Source organism: Selenomonas sp. (genome assembly GCF_057272215.1).
Genome location: NZ_DBHIUY010000001.1, coordinates 430333 through 446415, shown reverse-complemented (window position 1 = coordinate 446415; position 16083 = coordinate 430333). Strand labels below are relative to the sequence as shown.

13 protein-coding genes, 1 tRNA gene and 1 pseudogene are annotated in these 16083 nt (G+C 57.6%); 8 read left to right on the top strand and 7 right to left on the bottom strand.

The window, feature by feature from the left end:
- The 4 genes and pseudogenes from ACO5Z0_RS01920 to ACO5Z0_RS01905 all read right to left on the bottom strand — a co-directional run.
- Positions 1 to 1042: pseudogene (locus tag ACO5Z0_RS01920) on the bottom strand (TonB-dependent receptor); the annotation flags it as partial.
- A gap of 163 nt (positions 1043 to 1205) precedes the next feature.
- Positions 1206 to 1748, bottom strand: coding sequence for a hypothetical protein (locus ACO5Z0_RS01915; RefSeq protein ID WP_442674046.1), 543 nt, complete (start codon positions 1746 to 1748; stop codon positions 1206 to 1208).
- Positions 1749 to 1885: 137 nt separating this feature from the next.
- Entirely contained in the window at positions 1886 to 2560 is a 675-nt protein-coding gene (locus ACO5Z0_RS01910) for a metallophosphoesterase family protein (protein ID WP_485648975.1), read from the bottom strand.
- A gap of 229 nt (positions 2561 to 2789) precedes the next feature.
- The gene (locus tag ACO5Z0_RS01905) at positions 2790 to 3899 is read right to left on the bottom strand and encodes a [Fe-Fe] hydrogenase large subunit C-terminal domain-containing protein (RefSeq protein ID WP_485648974.1); all 1110 of its coding nucleotides are present in this window, start codon (positions 3897 to 3899) and stop codon (positions 2790 to 2792) included.
- Between the two features lie 171 nt (positions 3900 to 4070).
- On the opposite strand from ACO5Z0_RS01905, the gene ACO5Z0_RS01900 reads away from it, so the two are divergent.
- A tRNA-Gln gene (locus ACO5Z0_RS01900) sits at positions 4071 to 4146 on the top strand.
- 82 nt (positions 4147 to 4228) lie between these two features.
- Here ACO5Z0_RS01900 and ACO5Z0_RS01895 read toward each other — a convergent pair.
- Complete coding sequence (locus ACO5Z0_RS01895) at positions 4229 to 4549, bottom strand: helix-turn-helix domain-containing protein (protein ID WP_485648973.1); 321 nt, start codon at positions 4547 to 4549, stop codon at positions 4229 to 4231.
- A gap of 77 nt (positions 4550 to 4626) precedes the next feature.
- Positions 4627 to 5433: a PD-(D/E)XK nuclease family transposase gene (locus ACO5Z0_RS01890; RefSeq protein WP_485648972.1), complete on the bottom strand. Its 807-nt coding sequence runs from the start codon at positions 5431 to 5433 to the stop codon at positions 4627 to 4629.
- 329 nt (positions 5434 to 5762) lie between these two features.
- Between ACO5Z0_RS01890 and glpA the strand changes: the two genes are divergently transcribed.
- From glpA to glpK (ACO5Z0_RS01860), 6 genes are all read left to right on the top strand, one after another.
- Positions 5763 to 7370, top strand: coding sequence for an anaerobic glycerol-3-phosphate dehydrogenase subunit GlpA (gene glpA, locus ACO5Z0_RS01885; protein ID WP_485648971.1), 1608 nt, complete (start codon positions 5763 to 5765; stop codon positions 7368 to 7370).
- On the top strand, positions 7367 to 8593 hold the full coding sequence (gene glpB, locus ACO5Z0_RS01880) for an anaerobic glycerol-3-phosphate dehydrogenase subunit GlpB (RefSeq protein WP_485648970.1): 1227 nt from the start codon (positions 7367 to 7369) through the stop codon (positions 8591 to 8593). Before glpA ends, glpB begins: the two co-directional genes overlap by 4 nt.
- 15 nt (positions 8594 to 8608) lie before the next feature.
- Complete coding sequence (locus tag ACO5Z0_RS01875; protein WP_485648969.1) at positions 8609 to 9835, top strand: anaerobic glycerol-3-phosphate dehydrogenase subunit C; 1227 nt, start codon at positions 8609 to 8611, stop codon at positions 9833 to 9835.
- A gap of 205 nt (positions 9836 to 10040) precedes the next feature.
- Positions 10041 to 11543, top strand: coding sequence for a glycerol kinase GlpK (gene glpK / locus ACO5Z0_RS01870; RefSeq protein WP_485648968.1), 1503 nt, complete (start codon positions 10041 to 10043; stop codon positions 11541 to 11543).
- A gap of 11 nt (positions 11544 to 11554) precedes the next feature.
- Positions 11555 to 12283 (top strand): MIP/aquaporin family protein, encoded by a 729-nt coding sequence (locus ACO5Z0_RS01865; protein WP_442673325.1) that lies wholly within the window; start codon positions 11555 to 11557, stop codon positions 12281 to 12283.
- 430 nt (positions 12284 to 12713) lie between these two features.
- Entirely contained in the window at positions 12714 to 14210 is a 1497-nt protein-coding gene (gene glpK / locus ACO5Z0_RS01860; RefSeq protein ID WP_485648967.1) for a glycerol kinase GlpK, read from the top strand.
- Positions 14211 to 14306: 96 nt separating this feature from the next.
- On the opposite strand, the gene ACO5Z0_RS01855 is transcribed toward glpK (ACO5Z0_RS01860), so the two are convergent.
- The gene (locus tag ACO5Z0_RS01855) at positions 14307 to 14444 is read right to left on the bottom strand and encodes a hypothetical protein (protein ID WP_485648966.1); all 138 of its coding nucleotides are present in this window, start codon (positions 14442 to 14444) and stop codon (positions 14307 to 14309) included.
- Positions 14445 to 14786: 342 nt separating this feature from the next.
- Between ACO5Z0_RS01855 and ACO5Z0_RS01850 the strand changes: the two genes are divergently transcribed.
- The gene (locus ACO5Z0_RS01850) at positions 14787 to 16046 is read left to right on the top strand and encodes an SLC13 family permease (RefSeq protein WP_485648983.1); all 1260 of its coding nucleotides are present in this window, start codon (positions 14787 to 14789) and stop codon (positions 16044 to 16046) included.
- Positions 16047 to 16083: the final 37 nt, after the last annotated feature.

Below are 16083 nucleotides of genomic sequence, written 5' to 3'. Positions count from 1 at the left end.
CATTGCCGACCGAGCGCAGATACCAAGCGGCGACGCCGAGATTCGGCGTGAGTTCGTGACGAGCCTGCACATAGAACGCCTGCTTGAGTGCAGGGATCTGGTCGGCTTCAAGGACGGCGCCCGTCGTCTTGACGATATTGCCGACGACCTTGCCCAGTCCAACGCGCGGCGCAGAGGTGCCGTCCTCGACGCTTTTCTCCAATGTATACCGAACTGCCTTCCAATACTGCTCTACAAGATTGGTAACACTGGGATTGATTCTCCCTGCTTCCCCTCGCCGAGAACCCACTCCTTGATAGTTATCGGGCAGAGCGTTGACCCAGTTCTCAAAAGCAGTATACCAGTTTTGCCGGAACTGGTCGCGGGTTGTCACTTTATCGTAAAAACGGGGATCTGCCTCAAAGTTATAAATCTCGCGTATTTTCTTATTCAAAGTTCCTTTAAGATCCTTATCAGCAACACCATCCTCCGTACCGTACCGTTCAACCTCTTTCCGAAACCAAACTTGCAGATACGCTTTATACGTCGGATAAGTGAGTGCTTCAGGGGTATATAGGTCTGCTTCAATGTTTAGGGATGGGTCGGCATCATAATTCGTTCCATCTTCTTTATCAAGAAGCTTCAGCGGAACAGTCACAGTAGTATTTTGTACCAGTCTATCAATATGATTCTCGCTTTTCATTTGGACATTGGGATACGCCTTCTTCACAATATCGTACATGCGCTTGACAATCGCCTGCTGCTCCGCCTGTGTCGTCGCATTTCTGAGCTGCTCCTTGAAGCTGAGCGGATTGGTCGAGTCCATGCCAGGCGTACTAAGGAACTCCTCTACCGTCGGCGCACGGTAGAAGGTCGCCATCGTCGCGTGCGTATATGCCGAGTCCGCGACGCCCGTCGAGTGGCGGAAGTCGCCGTAGCCCAGGCGCACCTGCGTCCTCATGCCCGTCCATACGGCGCGGCCGCCGTCGTACTCCTTGCACAAGTAGTGGCAGACTACTCCTGCCGCGACAGAGAGAAGGAACGATAGAGGGATATTCTCCATATCACATGCACCTCCTTCCCGTGCCGGTATGGATGAGGCAACGAATAGAGTATAGCATACTTCGGCGCATCATACCATCGACGACATGCTGCTCGCCAACCCTCGCGTCATAAAGCAAAGAGCGCCGCAGCTCTTTTCCCTGCGGCGCTCTTCGCGCTTTCTTTCATTTCTTTCGATTTCCTTCCCGAATGTCGTGACGCCATGCTTTCTGCCAGAAGAGACGGCGCAGTACAGCGGCTTCTGCCTGCGCTTCGAGATCTTGGCGCAGAATCTCCGCCGCGCGAAGATGTGCAGCGAGCGTTTCTCTGCCCCAGAGAGCGCGTATGCGCCTGCCGCACGAAAGTTCTACTTCCGCCGCTTCTTCGCTTCGCGTGAGACGTGCGTGCATGGCGTTCACAACGCCCATCGCGGCGTCGCCTTTAAGACGCGGACGGCGCACCCGAAACGGCACGAGCACCAGCTCCGCCGCAATCGCCAAGGGCGCTGTCTGCGAAATCGCCGTGCGCTCCTTCGCCCACGCACGCAAAAGAGGCAGCGCTTGACAATGCCGCCTTGCCAAGCACTCAAGCACCGTGCGCAGGCGCGCCCGCACAAGCTGCTCCGTGCCGTCCGCCAGAAGGAGCCGCACCGCGTCGCCCTCCCCATCGACATACTCCGGCAGCGCCGCCTCGATCTCCCAGTCGTCCGGCAAGTCCCATTGCTTCATTCTGTTTTCCTCCCGTCTTGTCAAATATATGTTCGTAAAACAGTATACCATATCGAACATATATTTGACAAAGGTATCTCGACAGAAAGAAGCGCATCCGATCGATACAAGATTCAGCCGCTCTTTCACCGATCCTCTCATGCGGCATTCTGCCAAAAGCGCCGCGTGAGAACATCAACGATGGAAATATGCCCTTCGGGGAAGTAGGATCCCGTATCGGCGAGAATGATGCACTTGTTGAGGAAGAGCGGCTTGCCTCTCCTGTCAAGAAACAAGGTCGGCGTATGCCCGGCGACGACGATGTCGTCGCCTGCGTAATGCGCATAGAACTCTTCGCGAATCCACAGGAGATCATCCGCTCGCTGCTCTTCGAGGGCGACGCTCGGGCGCACGCCCGCATGTGCGAAGAAATAGCGCTCGCCTTCCTGCTCAACCGTATGCGAAAGCGGCAGTTCCCGCAAGAAGGCGAGCACGCGCGCAATCGCGCCCGGCGCCTCCTTTTCCCACGCCAGAAGTTCCGCCATCGTCTCCCTGCCGCCGTTCCCCAGCCAACATTCGCCCGTCGCGCCGCCGAAGAAATAGTCGAGCATCATCTGCTCATGGTTGCCGCGCAGAAGGACGACATTCTTTTCCTCGGCGATCTTCATGGCGAATTCCAGCGTCCGGCGCACCGAAGGACCGCGGTCGATGTAGTCGCCGAGGAACACGAGGAGATCCTCGGTCGGATCGAATTGGACCTTTTCATAAGCGGAGCGAAACTTCTCAAAATGACCGTGAATGTCCCCTACTGCCAAAATTCTGCGATACGTCATGGCTTCCCTCTCCTTTTACTGCCGCACTGTGATGAAAACATGCCCGCCTGTCATGTCGGCGATGCCATCGGTCTGTATCATCAGTGTAGCAGGGGAACGCCCCGTCGTGGTCGCCCGTCATGCGACAGTTGCAGCAGGGATTTGCAGGATGTCGCCGCGCAGAAAAAAAGACGGTGTATATGCCGAATGCGGCACATGCACCGTCTTGTGTTTTTCAGCCGTCTTATCGTCAGGCGAAGCGCTTCCTTGAGAAGAACGTCTCATCGTACAGAAGCCCTTCGAGCGTGTAGAAGCCGAGGCGCGTCAAAAGCTCCAAGACGTAGGGGTTGTCGAGCGGCGTGCGGTACGGCGAGCGCTTGCCGTACGCCTTGACGTGCTCTTTCGCTTCTTCCTGCGGGATGAGCTTCTTCGGGCCGCCGACGCAGCCGCCCGCGCAGCCCATACCCTCGAAGAAGTTCGCCTTGACGTCGCCTTCCATGAGATCGTTGAGCATCTGCCTGCACTCGGCGACGCCGTTCGCGTGGCGCGAGCGAACCTTGATCGCACGCTCGGGATTCAGCCGGTCGAGCGTCATCTGCACCGCCTGCGACACGCCGCCCGCATAGGCGTAGATGCGCCCCGCCTCGGATGAGTAGACGCGCTTCTTGTCCGATTGATCCTGCGGCTGGATGCCGAGACGGTCGAAGATGTCCTTGCACTCCCGGAAGGTCAGCACATGGTCAATCGCGCCGACGAGATCGGGATCCTTCGCTTCTGTTTTCTTCGCCATGCAAGGCCCTAAGAACACGGTCAAGGCGTCGGGATAGAGCTTCTTCACCGTGCGGCCTGCGGCGATCATCGGCGAGACGGACGGCGGCACATACGGCATGAGATGCCGGAAGCTCTTCTTGATCATCGCCACCCACATGGGACAGCAGCAGCTCGTAAGCATGTAGTCCGACTCCGACTGGATATTGCGGTCGAACTCCAACGCTTCCTTGAGCGTCAGGATGTCGGCAAAGAGCGCGACCTCGACAAGCCCATCGAAGCCCATCTTGCGAAAGGCGTTGCGGATCTGCCCCGTCTTGACGTCTTGATACTGCCCCATGAACGCCGGTGCGATGAGGATATACGCTTTGCGCCCCGCTTTCTTCCCCGCAAGCACGTCTTCCAAAACGGCGCGTGCATCCTTCGTGAGCGGCTTCTTCTCGCCCTCGTCCGACAGCTTCTCTTCGCCCCAGAGCGGCTCATGAACGCTCGGATGAAACAGGCACTTGAGCTGATCGGGATCGTACTCAAATTCTTCCCGCCCCGTTGCCTTCTTCAATGCCTCATGGTAAAAATTCTCGATCGTCTGCATGAAGAATCCCCTTTCGTCTTTCTATGCCATTCCCTCCAGTTATATTATAGCTTGTTTTTATACTTCTGTCAGCCAAAGAATTTAGGCAGCGCGGATATTTTTCTAAAAAGGGGATTGACAGCTCGCGCACTTTCCCCTATAATAAATCACGTTGACAACAACACTTGTCAATGGGGTATCGCCAAGTTGGTAAGGCACGGGATTCTGAATCCCGCATGCGTTGGTTCGAGTCCAGCTACCCCAGCCACGCAGACTACGCCGCAGATGCGGCGTTTTTTTTTTATGAATTTCCAAGAGGAAAAGACGACGGCGCAGACAAAGCTGCGCCGTCACATATCTGCCAAGAGCAATTTCAAGGCGAGCTGCTTTTCCATCGGCAGCCTGCGAATCATTTCCAAAAGATGCGGGTCCACTCCGTCCTCTTCTTGCGGACGCACAGGCGCAGACTTCGCGACGATGCTGTTCAGCTCTTCGACGGTCAAGTCGAGCGCACGGCAGATCTTCAGCACGTTTTCCATCGCCGCACCGCCGATGGAGCCGTTCAATATGGAGAGAAGCGTCGTGTACGGCATGTGGATATTCGCCGCAAATTCCTTGAGATTGCAGCCGTTCGATTTAATCAGCGACTTGACATAGTCCTCACGCGTCACGCTTTCGCCTCCTTTTTGCATACTTTGATGCCGCAACAACCCGAGCATTCCGATATGCCTCGAAGCTCTCACATACCTCAATGCGCCAAAAGCGTCTTATACTTCGCCCGCTTTTCCATCGGAATCAAAAGTGCGTTCATCGCTTCATCTTCCGACAACCGCATCGTCTGCATGATTGTCCGCAAACTCTCCAACAGTTTGTTCTCTGCGCCACGCTCAAAACCTTCCTGCCGAATCTCGTCCATGATCTTGCACATCTTGACTCGACCTCCTTTTTCGTTCTTGAAAAACCTCGCACGATTCCTCAGCTCTTCATAATACATCTTTTCCGCATCTTGACAGAAGAAGTCGTGCATCAGTCTGCCCAACGGCGTTTCATCTTGTATTTCACCGTGGACATAGATGATATGCGACCTATCGCCAAAGTCTTCGCCCGTCTCCTTGATCGTTCGCTCGATATGATAGCACGGAAGTCCCTTGCCTAAGACGTCTTTCTCCGTAATGAATATCACATACGTCTCGGGCAGTCTCTTCACTTCCTCGCCCTTCTGCAGTTCCCTCGCATCCATCATGCTGCTGTTGAATCGCGCCCGCTCGGGCACAGCCCCTCGATCATCCCGCTGCACCTCGATGTTCATGAGTCTCCCGTCCGCCCGCGCGAATGCGTCAAAGCGCACGCCGCGACCATAGAGACTGTCCGCCGTCTTTTGCACCGTGACTCTCTCGACAATCAATTCCGGCAACGCCAAGATGATGCGCAGGATGCACGCCATTCCCGCGAGATAGCCGTCCATACATACGTTGAAGAACGTATCGTCCATCAGGCACAATCGCTCGATGCAGCTTTTATATCGCTGCATCTGTTCTTCCGTCTGGATCCCCACGCCATCTTCCTCCTTTTGCCCCCATTATACTACGACAGGAGCAAAACGAGCAACCTGCTGCATCATATATGTATGGGACGGGAAAGAAATTATGCCGCTATGCGTGGCGTCTGCATCTATCTCCTGAAAGTTTTATGGGAAATCTTCTCGATTTTGTATTGATAAATCTGAAAATTTATGATAACATGAAGTTGTCGTAAAAAAAGAAGTTTTCTATCTTTCAGAAACGAAAAATCGTATTACCCTCGATAGCAAGTATAAAATTTCGTTTCACCGCTAAAGATGTTTCCTGCACGGCGATGTGCCATGCGATACGAAAGGAGAACGATATGGAGAAGGCAACGGTCGTCGTCATCGGAGGAGGAGCCACGGGCGTCGGCATCCTGCGCGATCTCGCCATGCGCGGCGTCGATGTGCTGCTCCTGGAAAAGGAGGATCTCGTCAACGGCGCCAGCTCGCGCTACCACGGTCTCTTGCACAGCGGCGGCCGCTATGCTGTCAAGGATCAAGAGGCGGCGAAGGAGTGCATCGAGGAGAATACGATCCTTCGAAAGATCGGCAAGTCGTGCGTCGAGCCGATCGGCGGTATGTTCGTGCGTCTTGCGTCCGACGACGCGGACTTCGAGGCGAGCTGGGTCGAGGGCTGTCGGGCGAGCGGCATTGAGGCGCGGCCTCTGACGCTCGACGAGGCTTTTCGCATGGAGCCGCGCCTGTCGCGCCATATCGTCTCTGCCTACGCCGTACCTGACGCGGCGATCGACGGCTTTCGCATGTCGTGGCAGAATGTCGCTTCCGCTGTACGCTATGGCGGTCGCTACAAGACGTACGCCGAGGTCGTCGGCATCCAAGAGACGAACGGCGCGCTTACGGGCGTGCGCGTGCGCGAGCGCTTTACGGGCAGGGAGTATCCAATCGCCTGCGATATTCTCGTCAATGCAGCAGGCGGCTGGTGCGAGAAGGTCGCCGAGCTTGCGGGGCTGAATGTCCCCGTGCAGCCGGACAAGGGCACCTTGATCGCTTTCAATCAGCGACTCGCAAGCCACGTCGTCAACCGTCTGCACAAGCCGTCGGACGGCGACATTTTCGTGCCGCACGGCTCGATCACGATCCTCGGCACGACGTCGATGAGCATTGACGATCCCGAGGACACCAGCTCTTCTTATGAAGAAATCGAAGCCTTGATGAAGATCGGCGAACAGACCTTCGATGATCTTCGCCAGTATCGCATCCTGCGCGCTTTCGCCGGCTCGCGTCCGCTCTACAAGCAGCCGGGCGCATCGGGGCGCGGCGCTTCGCGCGGCTTTGTGATCCTCGATCACGAAAAAGAAGGGCTCAAGGGCATGATGACGATTGTCGGCGGCAAGTTCACGACGTACCGCTTGATGGCGGAGCGCATCAGCGACCAGATCGCCGAAAAACTCGGCGTCAAGACGCCGTGCCGCACGGCGGACGAGCCGCTCGTGCCCGAGGTCAGCGAAGAGGCGAAGAAGAAGGCGGCGAAGTACTTCCCGTCTTTCGGCACGAATCTCGCGGCGACGCGTCTCGGACCCGAAGCCTTCGAGCGCGTCGCCAAGCGGCTTGAAGAGGAGCCGGAATCGCGTGCGCTCGTATGCGAATGCGAGAACATCACACTCGCTGAGATCGAGGAGATCGCCAAGAGCGAGGACAGCTGCATCATCAATGATATTCGCCGCCGCACGCGCCTTGGCATGGGCACATGTCAGGGCAATTTCTGCAGTCTGCGCGCCGCCGGCATTTTCCACCGCGTCGGCAGCACGGAGGGCGCGAAGGATTCTCTCGGTCAGCTCAGGGGATTTTTGCAGGGACGATGGAAGGGCGTGCGCCCCGTCCTCATGGGGCGCAATATCCGCGAATCGGAGATGACACGCGCTCTTTATGAGCTTTCCTTTAACGTCAACGGAGGCAAGAAGGCATGAAACAGCGGGACGTAGCAATCATCGGCGGCGGCTTCGCCGGACTTATGGCAGCCATCGCCTGCGCCAAAACCGGCAGGAAGGCGAGCGTATTCTTCTACGGCTCGGGCGCTTTCCCCTTGAACAGCGGGCTTATCGACATTCTCGGCTACGATGAGGAGCGCACATGGGTCGCCGATCCCTTAGCGGCGATTGAGAAGCTGCCCGCCGAGCATCCATACCATAGAATCGGCAAAAAATCCATCGAGGAAGCCGCCCTTTTTTTCCTCGATCTCATGAAAGATGAAGGATTCGGCTACTGCGGCTCCATCCATGAACAGCAGGCTGCCGTGACGCCTGTCGGTACTTTGAAGCCTTCCTGTCTGACGCCTGCATCCATGCAGGCGCCGGATTTCACCGGCAGGGATGTCATCGTCGTCGGCGTCAAAGGACTGAAAGACTGCTGCCCCGAGATGATCGCAGCGAACCTCGCCGATACGCTCAAAGAGGCGGTAAATATCCGCACACTCGAAATCACTCCCGAGTCGGCGGCAGAACGCGACCTCTCGATCCTCGACGCCGCACGCTGGCTTGAGGGCGACGGTGCAGCGACGGTCATTCGTCAGCTCGCTGCCGAGGACGGCGCGAACCGCGTTTTCCTCTTTCCGCAGATTCTCGGCGTGCGCGGCGAGCGGGTCTATAAGAAGATGCAGGCGGCGATGAAAGGCAGGCTCCTTGAGACGACTGCCATGCCGCCCTCGGCGAACGGTATGCGCCTGCGCGATGTACTCATGAAAGCGGCGCGCCGCATGGGCGTCGAATTTTTGGAAAACGCACGCGTCACGGGATACGCTGCGGACGGCAAGCGCTGCCTTTCCATCCGCGTCACGGGCGTACACGAGAAGGACTACCGCGCCGAGAAGTTCATCCTCGCGACGGGCGGCTTCTACAGCGGCGGTCTTATCGCGCAAGATCCGGGCGCAGCCTATGAGCCGATCTTCGATCTGCCCGTCGTATGCGAGAGGGATCCCGAGAAGTGGACTGCCGCTGATGTTTTCGACGCGCAGCCCTTCATGAAAGCGGGCGTCCGCACGGACGAGATGCTTCGCCCCGTCGATGAAAACGGCGCCCTCGTCTTTGAAAACGTCCATGTCATCGGGCGCGAGCTTGCCGGCTATGATTTCTGCCGCGAGCACTCGGGCAACGGCGTGGCGCTGGCTTCCGCCTACAAAGCGGCAATGGCGTGAGAGGAGCGGAGATTGATGAAAAAACCTTTTGAACGGCACGAAAACACGCCGGACACCGCCGACCACTGCATCGCCTGCACCTGCTGCATCGCGAACTGCCCCGTGACGGAAGCGACACGCGCCTTTGCCGGACCGAAGCTCACGGGGCCGGCGCACAGCCGCATGAAGTTCGCCGAGGACGACGTCGAGCGCAGTCTCGAATACTGCTCGAACTGCAAAAACTGTGAGATCACCTGTCCCTCGGGCGTGCGCGTCGCCACGCTCAACATGCTGCAGCGCGGCGAATACTACCGCACGCACAAACATTCGCAGAGGGACGATATGCTCGCGCACGGCGAGCGCATGGCAAAGCTCGTGCGCGCCCTGCCCTTTGGCGCGACATGCGCCAACATCGGCATGAAGGTCGGCAAGGCGCTCGGCGTATTCGCTGCTCTCGGCATCGCCGGCGAGCGCGACATGCCCGCTTTCGCATCCAATTCCTTCTATACGCTGTTTGCCAAACTTGAGCAGAAGCCATCGGAGAAGAAGGTCGTCTTTTATCCGGGCTGCTACATCAACGAGTACGAGCCGGAGATCGGCATAGCTTTCATCAAGGTCATGCAGAAGAACGGCTATGAGGTCATCACGGACAGATCCTTCATCTGCTGCGGCGCTCCTATGGTCGCCTCGGGCTATCTCGACGAGGCGCACGAAAACGCGAAGAAGAACGCCGAACGCATCCTCGCATGGAAAGCGAAGGGCGTCCCCGTCGTCGTCTGCTGCACAAGCTGCTCTTTGATGCTCAAGAGCGAGTACCACGAGCTTTTCGAAGATCCCGAGATGCGCGAAATTTCCTCGGGCATTTACGATGCCTTCGAGTTCCTCGATATCTTAGAGGAGCGCGGCGAACTGATCGAGGACTTCTCGCCTATCGAGCGGCGTTTCTCCTACCATCCGCCGTGCCATCTGCGCGCACAGGGCATCGGGCTGCCGTCCTTCAACTTCCTGCAGCGCATCCCCGGTCTTTCCATCGAAAACATCGCCGCCGGCTGCTGCGGCATGTCGGGGAGCTTCGGCTTCAAGGGGGACAAGTATGACATCTCCATGAAGGTCGGCGAAAACGTCTTTACTCGCATCGCTGAAATCGGCGCAGATACCGTCGTCTCCGACTGCGGCACCTGCCGCCTGCAGATACGGCACGGCTCGGGCAAGGCGACGTGCCATCCCATCGAAATCCTCGCGCAAGCGTATGGATATAAGTAAGGAAGCATATCCTTGCTTCCTCAAGTCCCCTGCAGCCCGATCTGTGCCGTCAGGGAAGGAATCTCGCCCGGAAGGGAGGCGATCATCAAAGAACGCGAAGAAAGCACCACCCCATAGTTTCATCCAACGAGGTTTGCACGGCGATGCAGCAACGCGGCGCTGTGCAAGGGAAAAAGTCGAGAAGCGAACGAAAAGGAGTGGCAATATGGGACAGAAATATGTCATGGCACTTGACGCAGGCACGACGAGCAACCGCGCTATCATCTTCGATGTGGATTCCAAGATCATCGGCGTCGCGCAGAAGGAGTTCACGCAGCACTTCCCGCAGCCCGGCTGGGTCGAGCACGACGCGGAAGAGATCTGGAGCTCCATGCACGAAGTCATGAAGGAAGCTCTGGAGCAGTCGGGACTCGTCGCGAGCGACATCGCTGCCATCGGCATCACGAACCAGCGCGAGACGGCAGTCGTTTGGGACAGGGCGACGGGACGCCCGATCTACAACGCCATCGTTTGGCAGTCGCGCCAGACGGCGGATATATGCGAGGATCTGAAGCGTCAGGGTCTTGTCGATGAGTTCAAGGAAAAGACGGGGCTTGTCATCGACGCCTACTTCTCGGGCACGAAGGTCAAGTGGATCCTCGACCATGTGGAAGGCGCACGTGCCAGAGCGGAAAAAGGCGAGCTTGCCTTCGGCACGATTGACACTTGGCTCCTTTGGAAGCTCACGGGCGGCAAGGAGCACAAGACGGACTACTCAAACGCATCGCGCACGCTGATGTTCAACATCAAGACGCTCGAATGGGACGAGGCTCTCCTCAAGCATCTGACGGTGCCGAAGAGCCTCTTGCCCGAGGTGCGCCCATCGAGCGAAGTCTACGGCCACACGGTTCCCTCGATCATCGGCGCCGCCGTCCCCGTCGCAGGCATGGCAGGCGACCAGCAGTCAGCGCTCTTCGGACAGAACTGCTTCTTGCCCGGCGAAGCGAAAAACACTTACGGCACAGGCTGCTTCCTGCTCATGAATACCGGCACGGACATTTGCATGTCGAAGAACGGTCTTGTGACGACCATCGCATGGGGTCTTGACGGCAAGGTCGAATACGCGCTCGAAGGCTCGATCTTCGTCGGCGGCTCCGCCATCCAATGGCTGCGCGACGGTCTGCGCCTCGTCGACTCCGCGCCCGACTCCGAATGGGTCGCGAAGAAGGTCGAGGATGCCGGCGGCGTCTACATGGTGCCCGCTTTCGTCGGACTCGGCGCACCGTATTGGGACATGAACGCTCGCGGCATGATCATCGGCATCACGCGCGGCACGACAAAGTCGCATATCGTACGCGCGACACTCGACTCCCTCGCCTACCAAACGCGCGACGTGCTCGGCGCGATGGAAGCCGACTCGGGCAATCGCCTCGCCGCGCTCAAGGTCGATGGCGGCGCTGTCGCCAACAATCTCCTCATGCAGTTCCAAGCCGACCTCCTCGGCGTCCCCGTCGACCGCCCGCAGATCACGGAGACGACCGCCTTGGGCGCCGCCTACCTCGCAGGTCTTGCCACAGGCGTATGGAGCTCGAAGGAAGATCTCAAGAAGAGCTGGCAGCTCGACACGCGCTTTACCCCTTCGCTCGACCAACAGGAAGCAGACAAGCTCTACAAGGGTTGGAAGAAGGCCGTCAAGCACGCCGCAAACTGGCTCGCAGATGAAGAATAGGAGGCTGCACGATGTACGATAATCTTCTCGGTGAATTTTTCGGCACGCTGGTCCTCATCGTCTTTGGCTGCGGCGTTTGCGCCACTTGCTCGCTCGAAGGCTCGAAAGGCAAGGGCGGCGGCTGGATTTGCATCGTCTTTGGCTGGGGCTTCGCCGTGACCTTCGGCGTATTCACTGCCATCTCGCTCGGTGCGCCGCAAGCCGACCTCAATCCTGCCGTCACCATCGGCAAGATGCTCGCCGGCGTCTACAACTTCCAGCAGTTCCTCGCGACTTCCGTCATCCAGATTCTCGGCGGCATCGCAGGCGCCGCTATCGTCTGGCTCGCCTATCTGCCCCATTTTGAAAAGACGGAGGACAAGGCGACGAAGCTCGGCCTCTTCTGCACGGCTCCCGCGATTCGCTGCACTTGGAAGAACTTCCTCTGCGAATTCATCGCAACTTTCTTCCTGCTCTTCATGATTTGGGCGATCTTCGCCAAGGTCAACGGTCCCTTCGCTCCCGGCTACGGCCCGTACATCGTCGGCATCCTCATCGTCGGCTTGGGTCTTAGTCTCGGCGGACCCACGGGCTATGCGATGAATCCCGCGCGCGACCTCGGCCCTCGTCTCGCCCACTTCATCCTGCCCATCGCAGGCAAGGGCGGCAGCGACTTCGCCTACGGCTGGATCCCTGTCGTCGCTCCCCTCGCCGGCGCCGCCGCCGCCTACTTCGTAGCGCACGGCATCGGTATGCTGTAAGAGGTATAGCCAAATTTCTCCCTTGCAGAAAAAAGAACAGACCTAATACCAACTATATGTTATAATATAGTTGGTGCTACTAGAACGGTAGGCGGTCGATTCTTAGCCCCTGAAAGGGGGCGCTGCTTATGGAACTGTACGATTTTTTGTCGTTCGTTTTCCTCGTAACGATTTCCATCGTTGCGTTAAAGGCAAAATAAGAAACCCCGCCTTCGGCTCACAACTGTAGGCGGGGTTTCTTACCCAATCTTCACGAGGGGCTGACCGTTTACCAGTAGCACCTTCTTCTACACTCATTATACAATGGGATATGATATACGTCAAATCCTCTATGCGTATATAATATCGCCTCGCTGCACATAAAAGCCACAAAGCCCCCTTCCTATGATATAATGTCTGTAACGGCATCATACGGAAGGGGGCTTTTCCTATGCGCAGAAGATACATCCTTGCACTCGATTCGGGCACGGTGAAAAACCGCACGGCGATTTTTGACGAACGGGCGAATCTCATTTCTCTCGTGAAAAAGGAACTGAGCGTCTATCGCCCGCAGTCCGGCTGGGTCGAGCAGGATGCAGACGAGATATGGGCGGCGCAGCTACAGACGGCGGAGCAGGCGATTCGCGAAGCAGGCATCCGAAAATCAGAGATCGCGGCGATCGGCATCACAAACCAGCGTGAGACGACGGTGATCTGGAACCGTCATACCGGGCGGCCGATTCATCACGCCATCAGTTGGCAGTCGATGCAGTCGAAGGAGATCGTCGAGCGTTTCCGTAAGAATGCCGATCTCTTGGAAGAGTTCCGCCAAAACACGGCGATGGTTCTCTCACCGTATTTTTCCGTCAGCAAGATTTGCTGGCTCCTCGAAAATGTACCCGAAGCGCAAAAACTGGCAGAAAACGGCGACCTCGCCTTCGGGACGATCGACAGCTGGCTTCTCTGGAAGCTCACGGGCGGCAAGGTACACGCGACGGACGACTCGAACGCATCTCGCACGATGCTCTATCACCTCGCACGCGGCGCTTGGGATGAAACGCTATTGCAGCAGACGCGCATCCCTCATGCGCTTATGCCCGAGATCCATCCGTCCTCGCACACCTACGGCGTGACGGCAGCCGCCGTATTCGGCACGGAAATCCCCATCAGCGGCATCCTCGGCAATCAGCAAGCCGACCTCTTCGGTCAATGCTGCTTCACACCTGGCACAGCGAAAAACACTTACGGCGAAGGCTCCTTCTTCCTTCTCAATACAGGCGATCGCTATGTACAGTCGCACAACGGTCTCAACGCAACGGTCGCGTGGAAGATCGGCGGCAAGGTGACCTACGCGCTCGAAGGCAGCATCTTCGTCGCGGGCGTCGCGCTCGAATGGCTGCGGCGCGGTCTCAAGATCCTCGACTCACTCGAAGAGTCCGAATGGATCGCCAAGCGCGTCACGGACACGGCGGGCGTCTACTTCGTGCCTGCGTTCCGCGGTCTCTCTGCGCCCTATTGGGACAGTGAGACGCGCGGTATGCTCATCGGGCTTTCCGAGGACACGCGCCGCGCCCATATCGTACGCGCAGCGCTCGCCTCTATGGCGTACCAAGTGCGCGACGTCTACGAGGCGATCCGTTCCGACGCCGCTCTTCCTATCGGAGAACTTCGCGTATCGGGCGGCGCGAGCCGCAACAATTTGCTCATGCAGATGCAGGCAGGCGTCCTAGGTCTGCCCGTGCGTCGCCCTATCGAAAGCGAAACGACGGCTCTCGGCGCCGCCTACATGGCAGGGCTCGCCGCAGGGCTATGGCGAAGTACGGAAGATCTCGCCGCCCTCTGGCAGGAAGACGCCTGCTTCCAGCCGCACTTCAGCGAGGAAGAGCGCGAACATCTCTACGACGGCTGGCAAAACGCCGTCTCCCATGCGATGGGCTGGCAAGGTTGACAGTTCTAATGCGATGCTCAAAACACATAAAAACCGCCCGGCGGAGTATTTCCCGTCGGGCGGTTTTGTGCTTTTTGCCGCGAAGCATGCGATCATTTAGAAACGATAGGTGAGCTGGAATCGCGCGTAGTCGCCGAGGCGGAAGTGCTCGGGGGTGTAGAGCGTGTCGCGCATCTGCGTGCTCCTTGCGCCAAAGGTGTATGTGGCTTCTAAGAGAAGGTTCTGCACCGGCACGAAGGATACGCCAGTGGTGAACGAGCGTATGCCGGGTAGAGGTGCGCGTTCGTATTGCCATTTGTGTAGGTATAGTAGCCAAGCAGCTCATTGATCGTCGGGGCGCGGCGAAGTATTGATGAATCCAGTTCATATTTCATGAGATCATACCTCCATTTTCACAGGAAGCGCTGTTGTATGAAGATGCGTCGCTGCATATATCATGGATTCCTTTCAGCTATCATTCCATGCAGATATTTCATAGGAGAAGACTCCCAAAATCGGCAGGATATATTTAGAAGAAACAGAAAGATATAACTATTCAAAATAATATTCCTAAAAAGGAGCTGATAAGAAATGGAACTGGATGCAGCAACATTGACCTTGGCTGTGCTGGGCATCGCCGCCTTCTTCTTCGCCACGGAGATCATCCCGCTGGCGGTGACGGCGATGGGGGCGGCGATCGCACTGGGCTTCCTCGGCGTGCTGACGCCCGCCGAAGTATTCGCCGGTCTGTCAAACTCCACCGTCGTACTGTTCGCGGGCATGTTCGTCATCGGGGCGGCGATGTTTCAGACGGGTCTTGCGCAGAAGATCGGCGTCGAGGTCGTGAAGAAATCCGGCACGGACGAGAAGAAACTGATGGTCGCCCTGATGGTCATAACGATCATTCTGTCCTCAGTCTCTTCCAACACGGCGACCGTCGCTTGCCTGATTCCCGTCGTCATGCAGATCTGCGCCGCCGCGCGGCTTCCCGCCGCCCCCCAGCTCATGGCACTCGCCATCGCTGCGAACGTCGGCGGCACGATCACGATGATCGGCACACCGCCGAACATTCTGATGAGCGCGACCTTGGATGCAAACGGCTTAACGCCCTTCGGCTTCTTCGAGTTCGCCTGGATTGGCATCCCTCTCTCCATCATCGGCGTGCTCTACATGGTGTTCATCGGCAGCCGCCTCTGCCCGCACACGATGTCAGAAAGCGAGATGGACGACAAATCCTCCGAAGCACCCAAAGATGCACGGAAGATGATCATCTGCGCGGCAATTCTCATCGCTACGGTCATCGCGATGGTGCTCGAAAAGCAGATCCACGTCCCCATGCAAACCTCGGCGATCGTCGGGGCTCTCGCCTGCGTGCTCACGGGCTGCGTCTCGGAAAAGCAGGCGTATCAGGGCATTGACTGGACGACGATCTTCCTCTTCGCAGGTATGCTTCCTCTGGCAAAGGCGATGGACACGAGCGGCGCGGGAAAACTCATCGCACATAGCGTTCTCGACCTCATCGGCACGAATCCTGCCCCCATGCTGATCGTCGTTTCCATGTTCCTGCTCTCCTGCGGACTCACGCAGTTCATGTCCAACACGGCGTCCTCGGCGCTCCTCGCTCCCATAGGCATTTCCATCGCCCAATCGATCGGCGTTTCGCCGCATCCCGTGCTCATGGCGATCGGCATCGCCGCTTCCTGCGCCTTCACAACGCCCGTCGCCACACCGCCGAACACCTTAGTTCTCGGTCCCGGTAAATTCCGTTTCATGGACTATGTGAAGATCGGTGTGCCGCTCGCCGTACTCGCGCTCATCACATGCGCCGTCATCATCCCCGTGGTATGGCCGTTTTAAGGAATCCCATTCATTTTATCCGCATCCCCTTCATCGA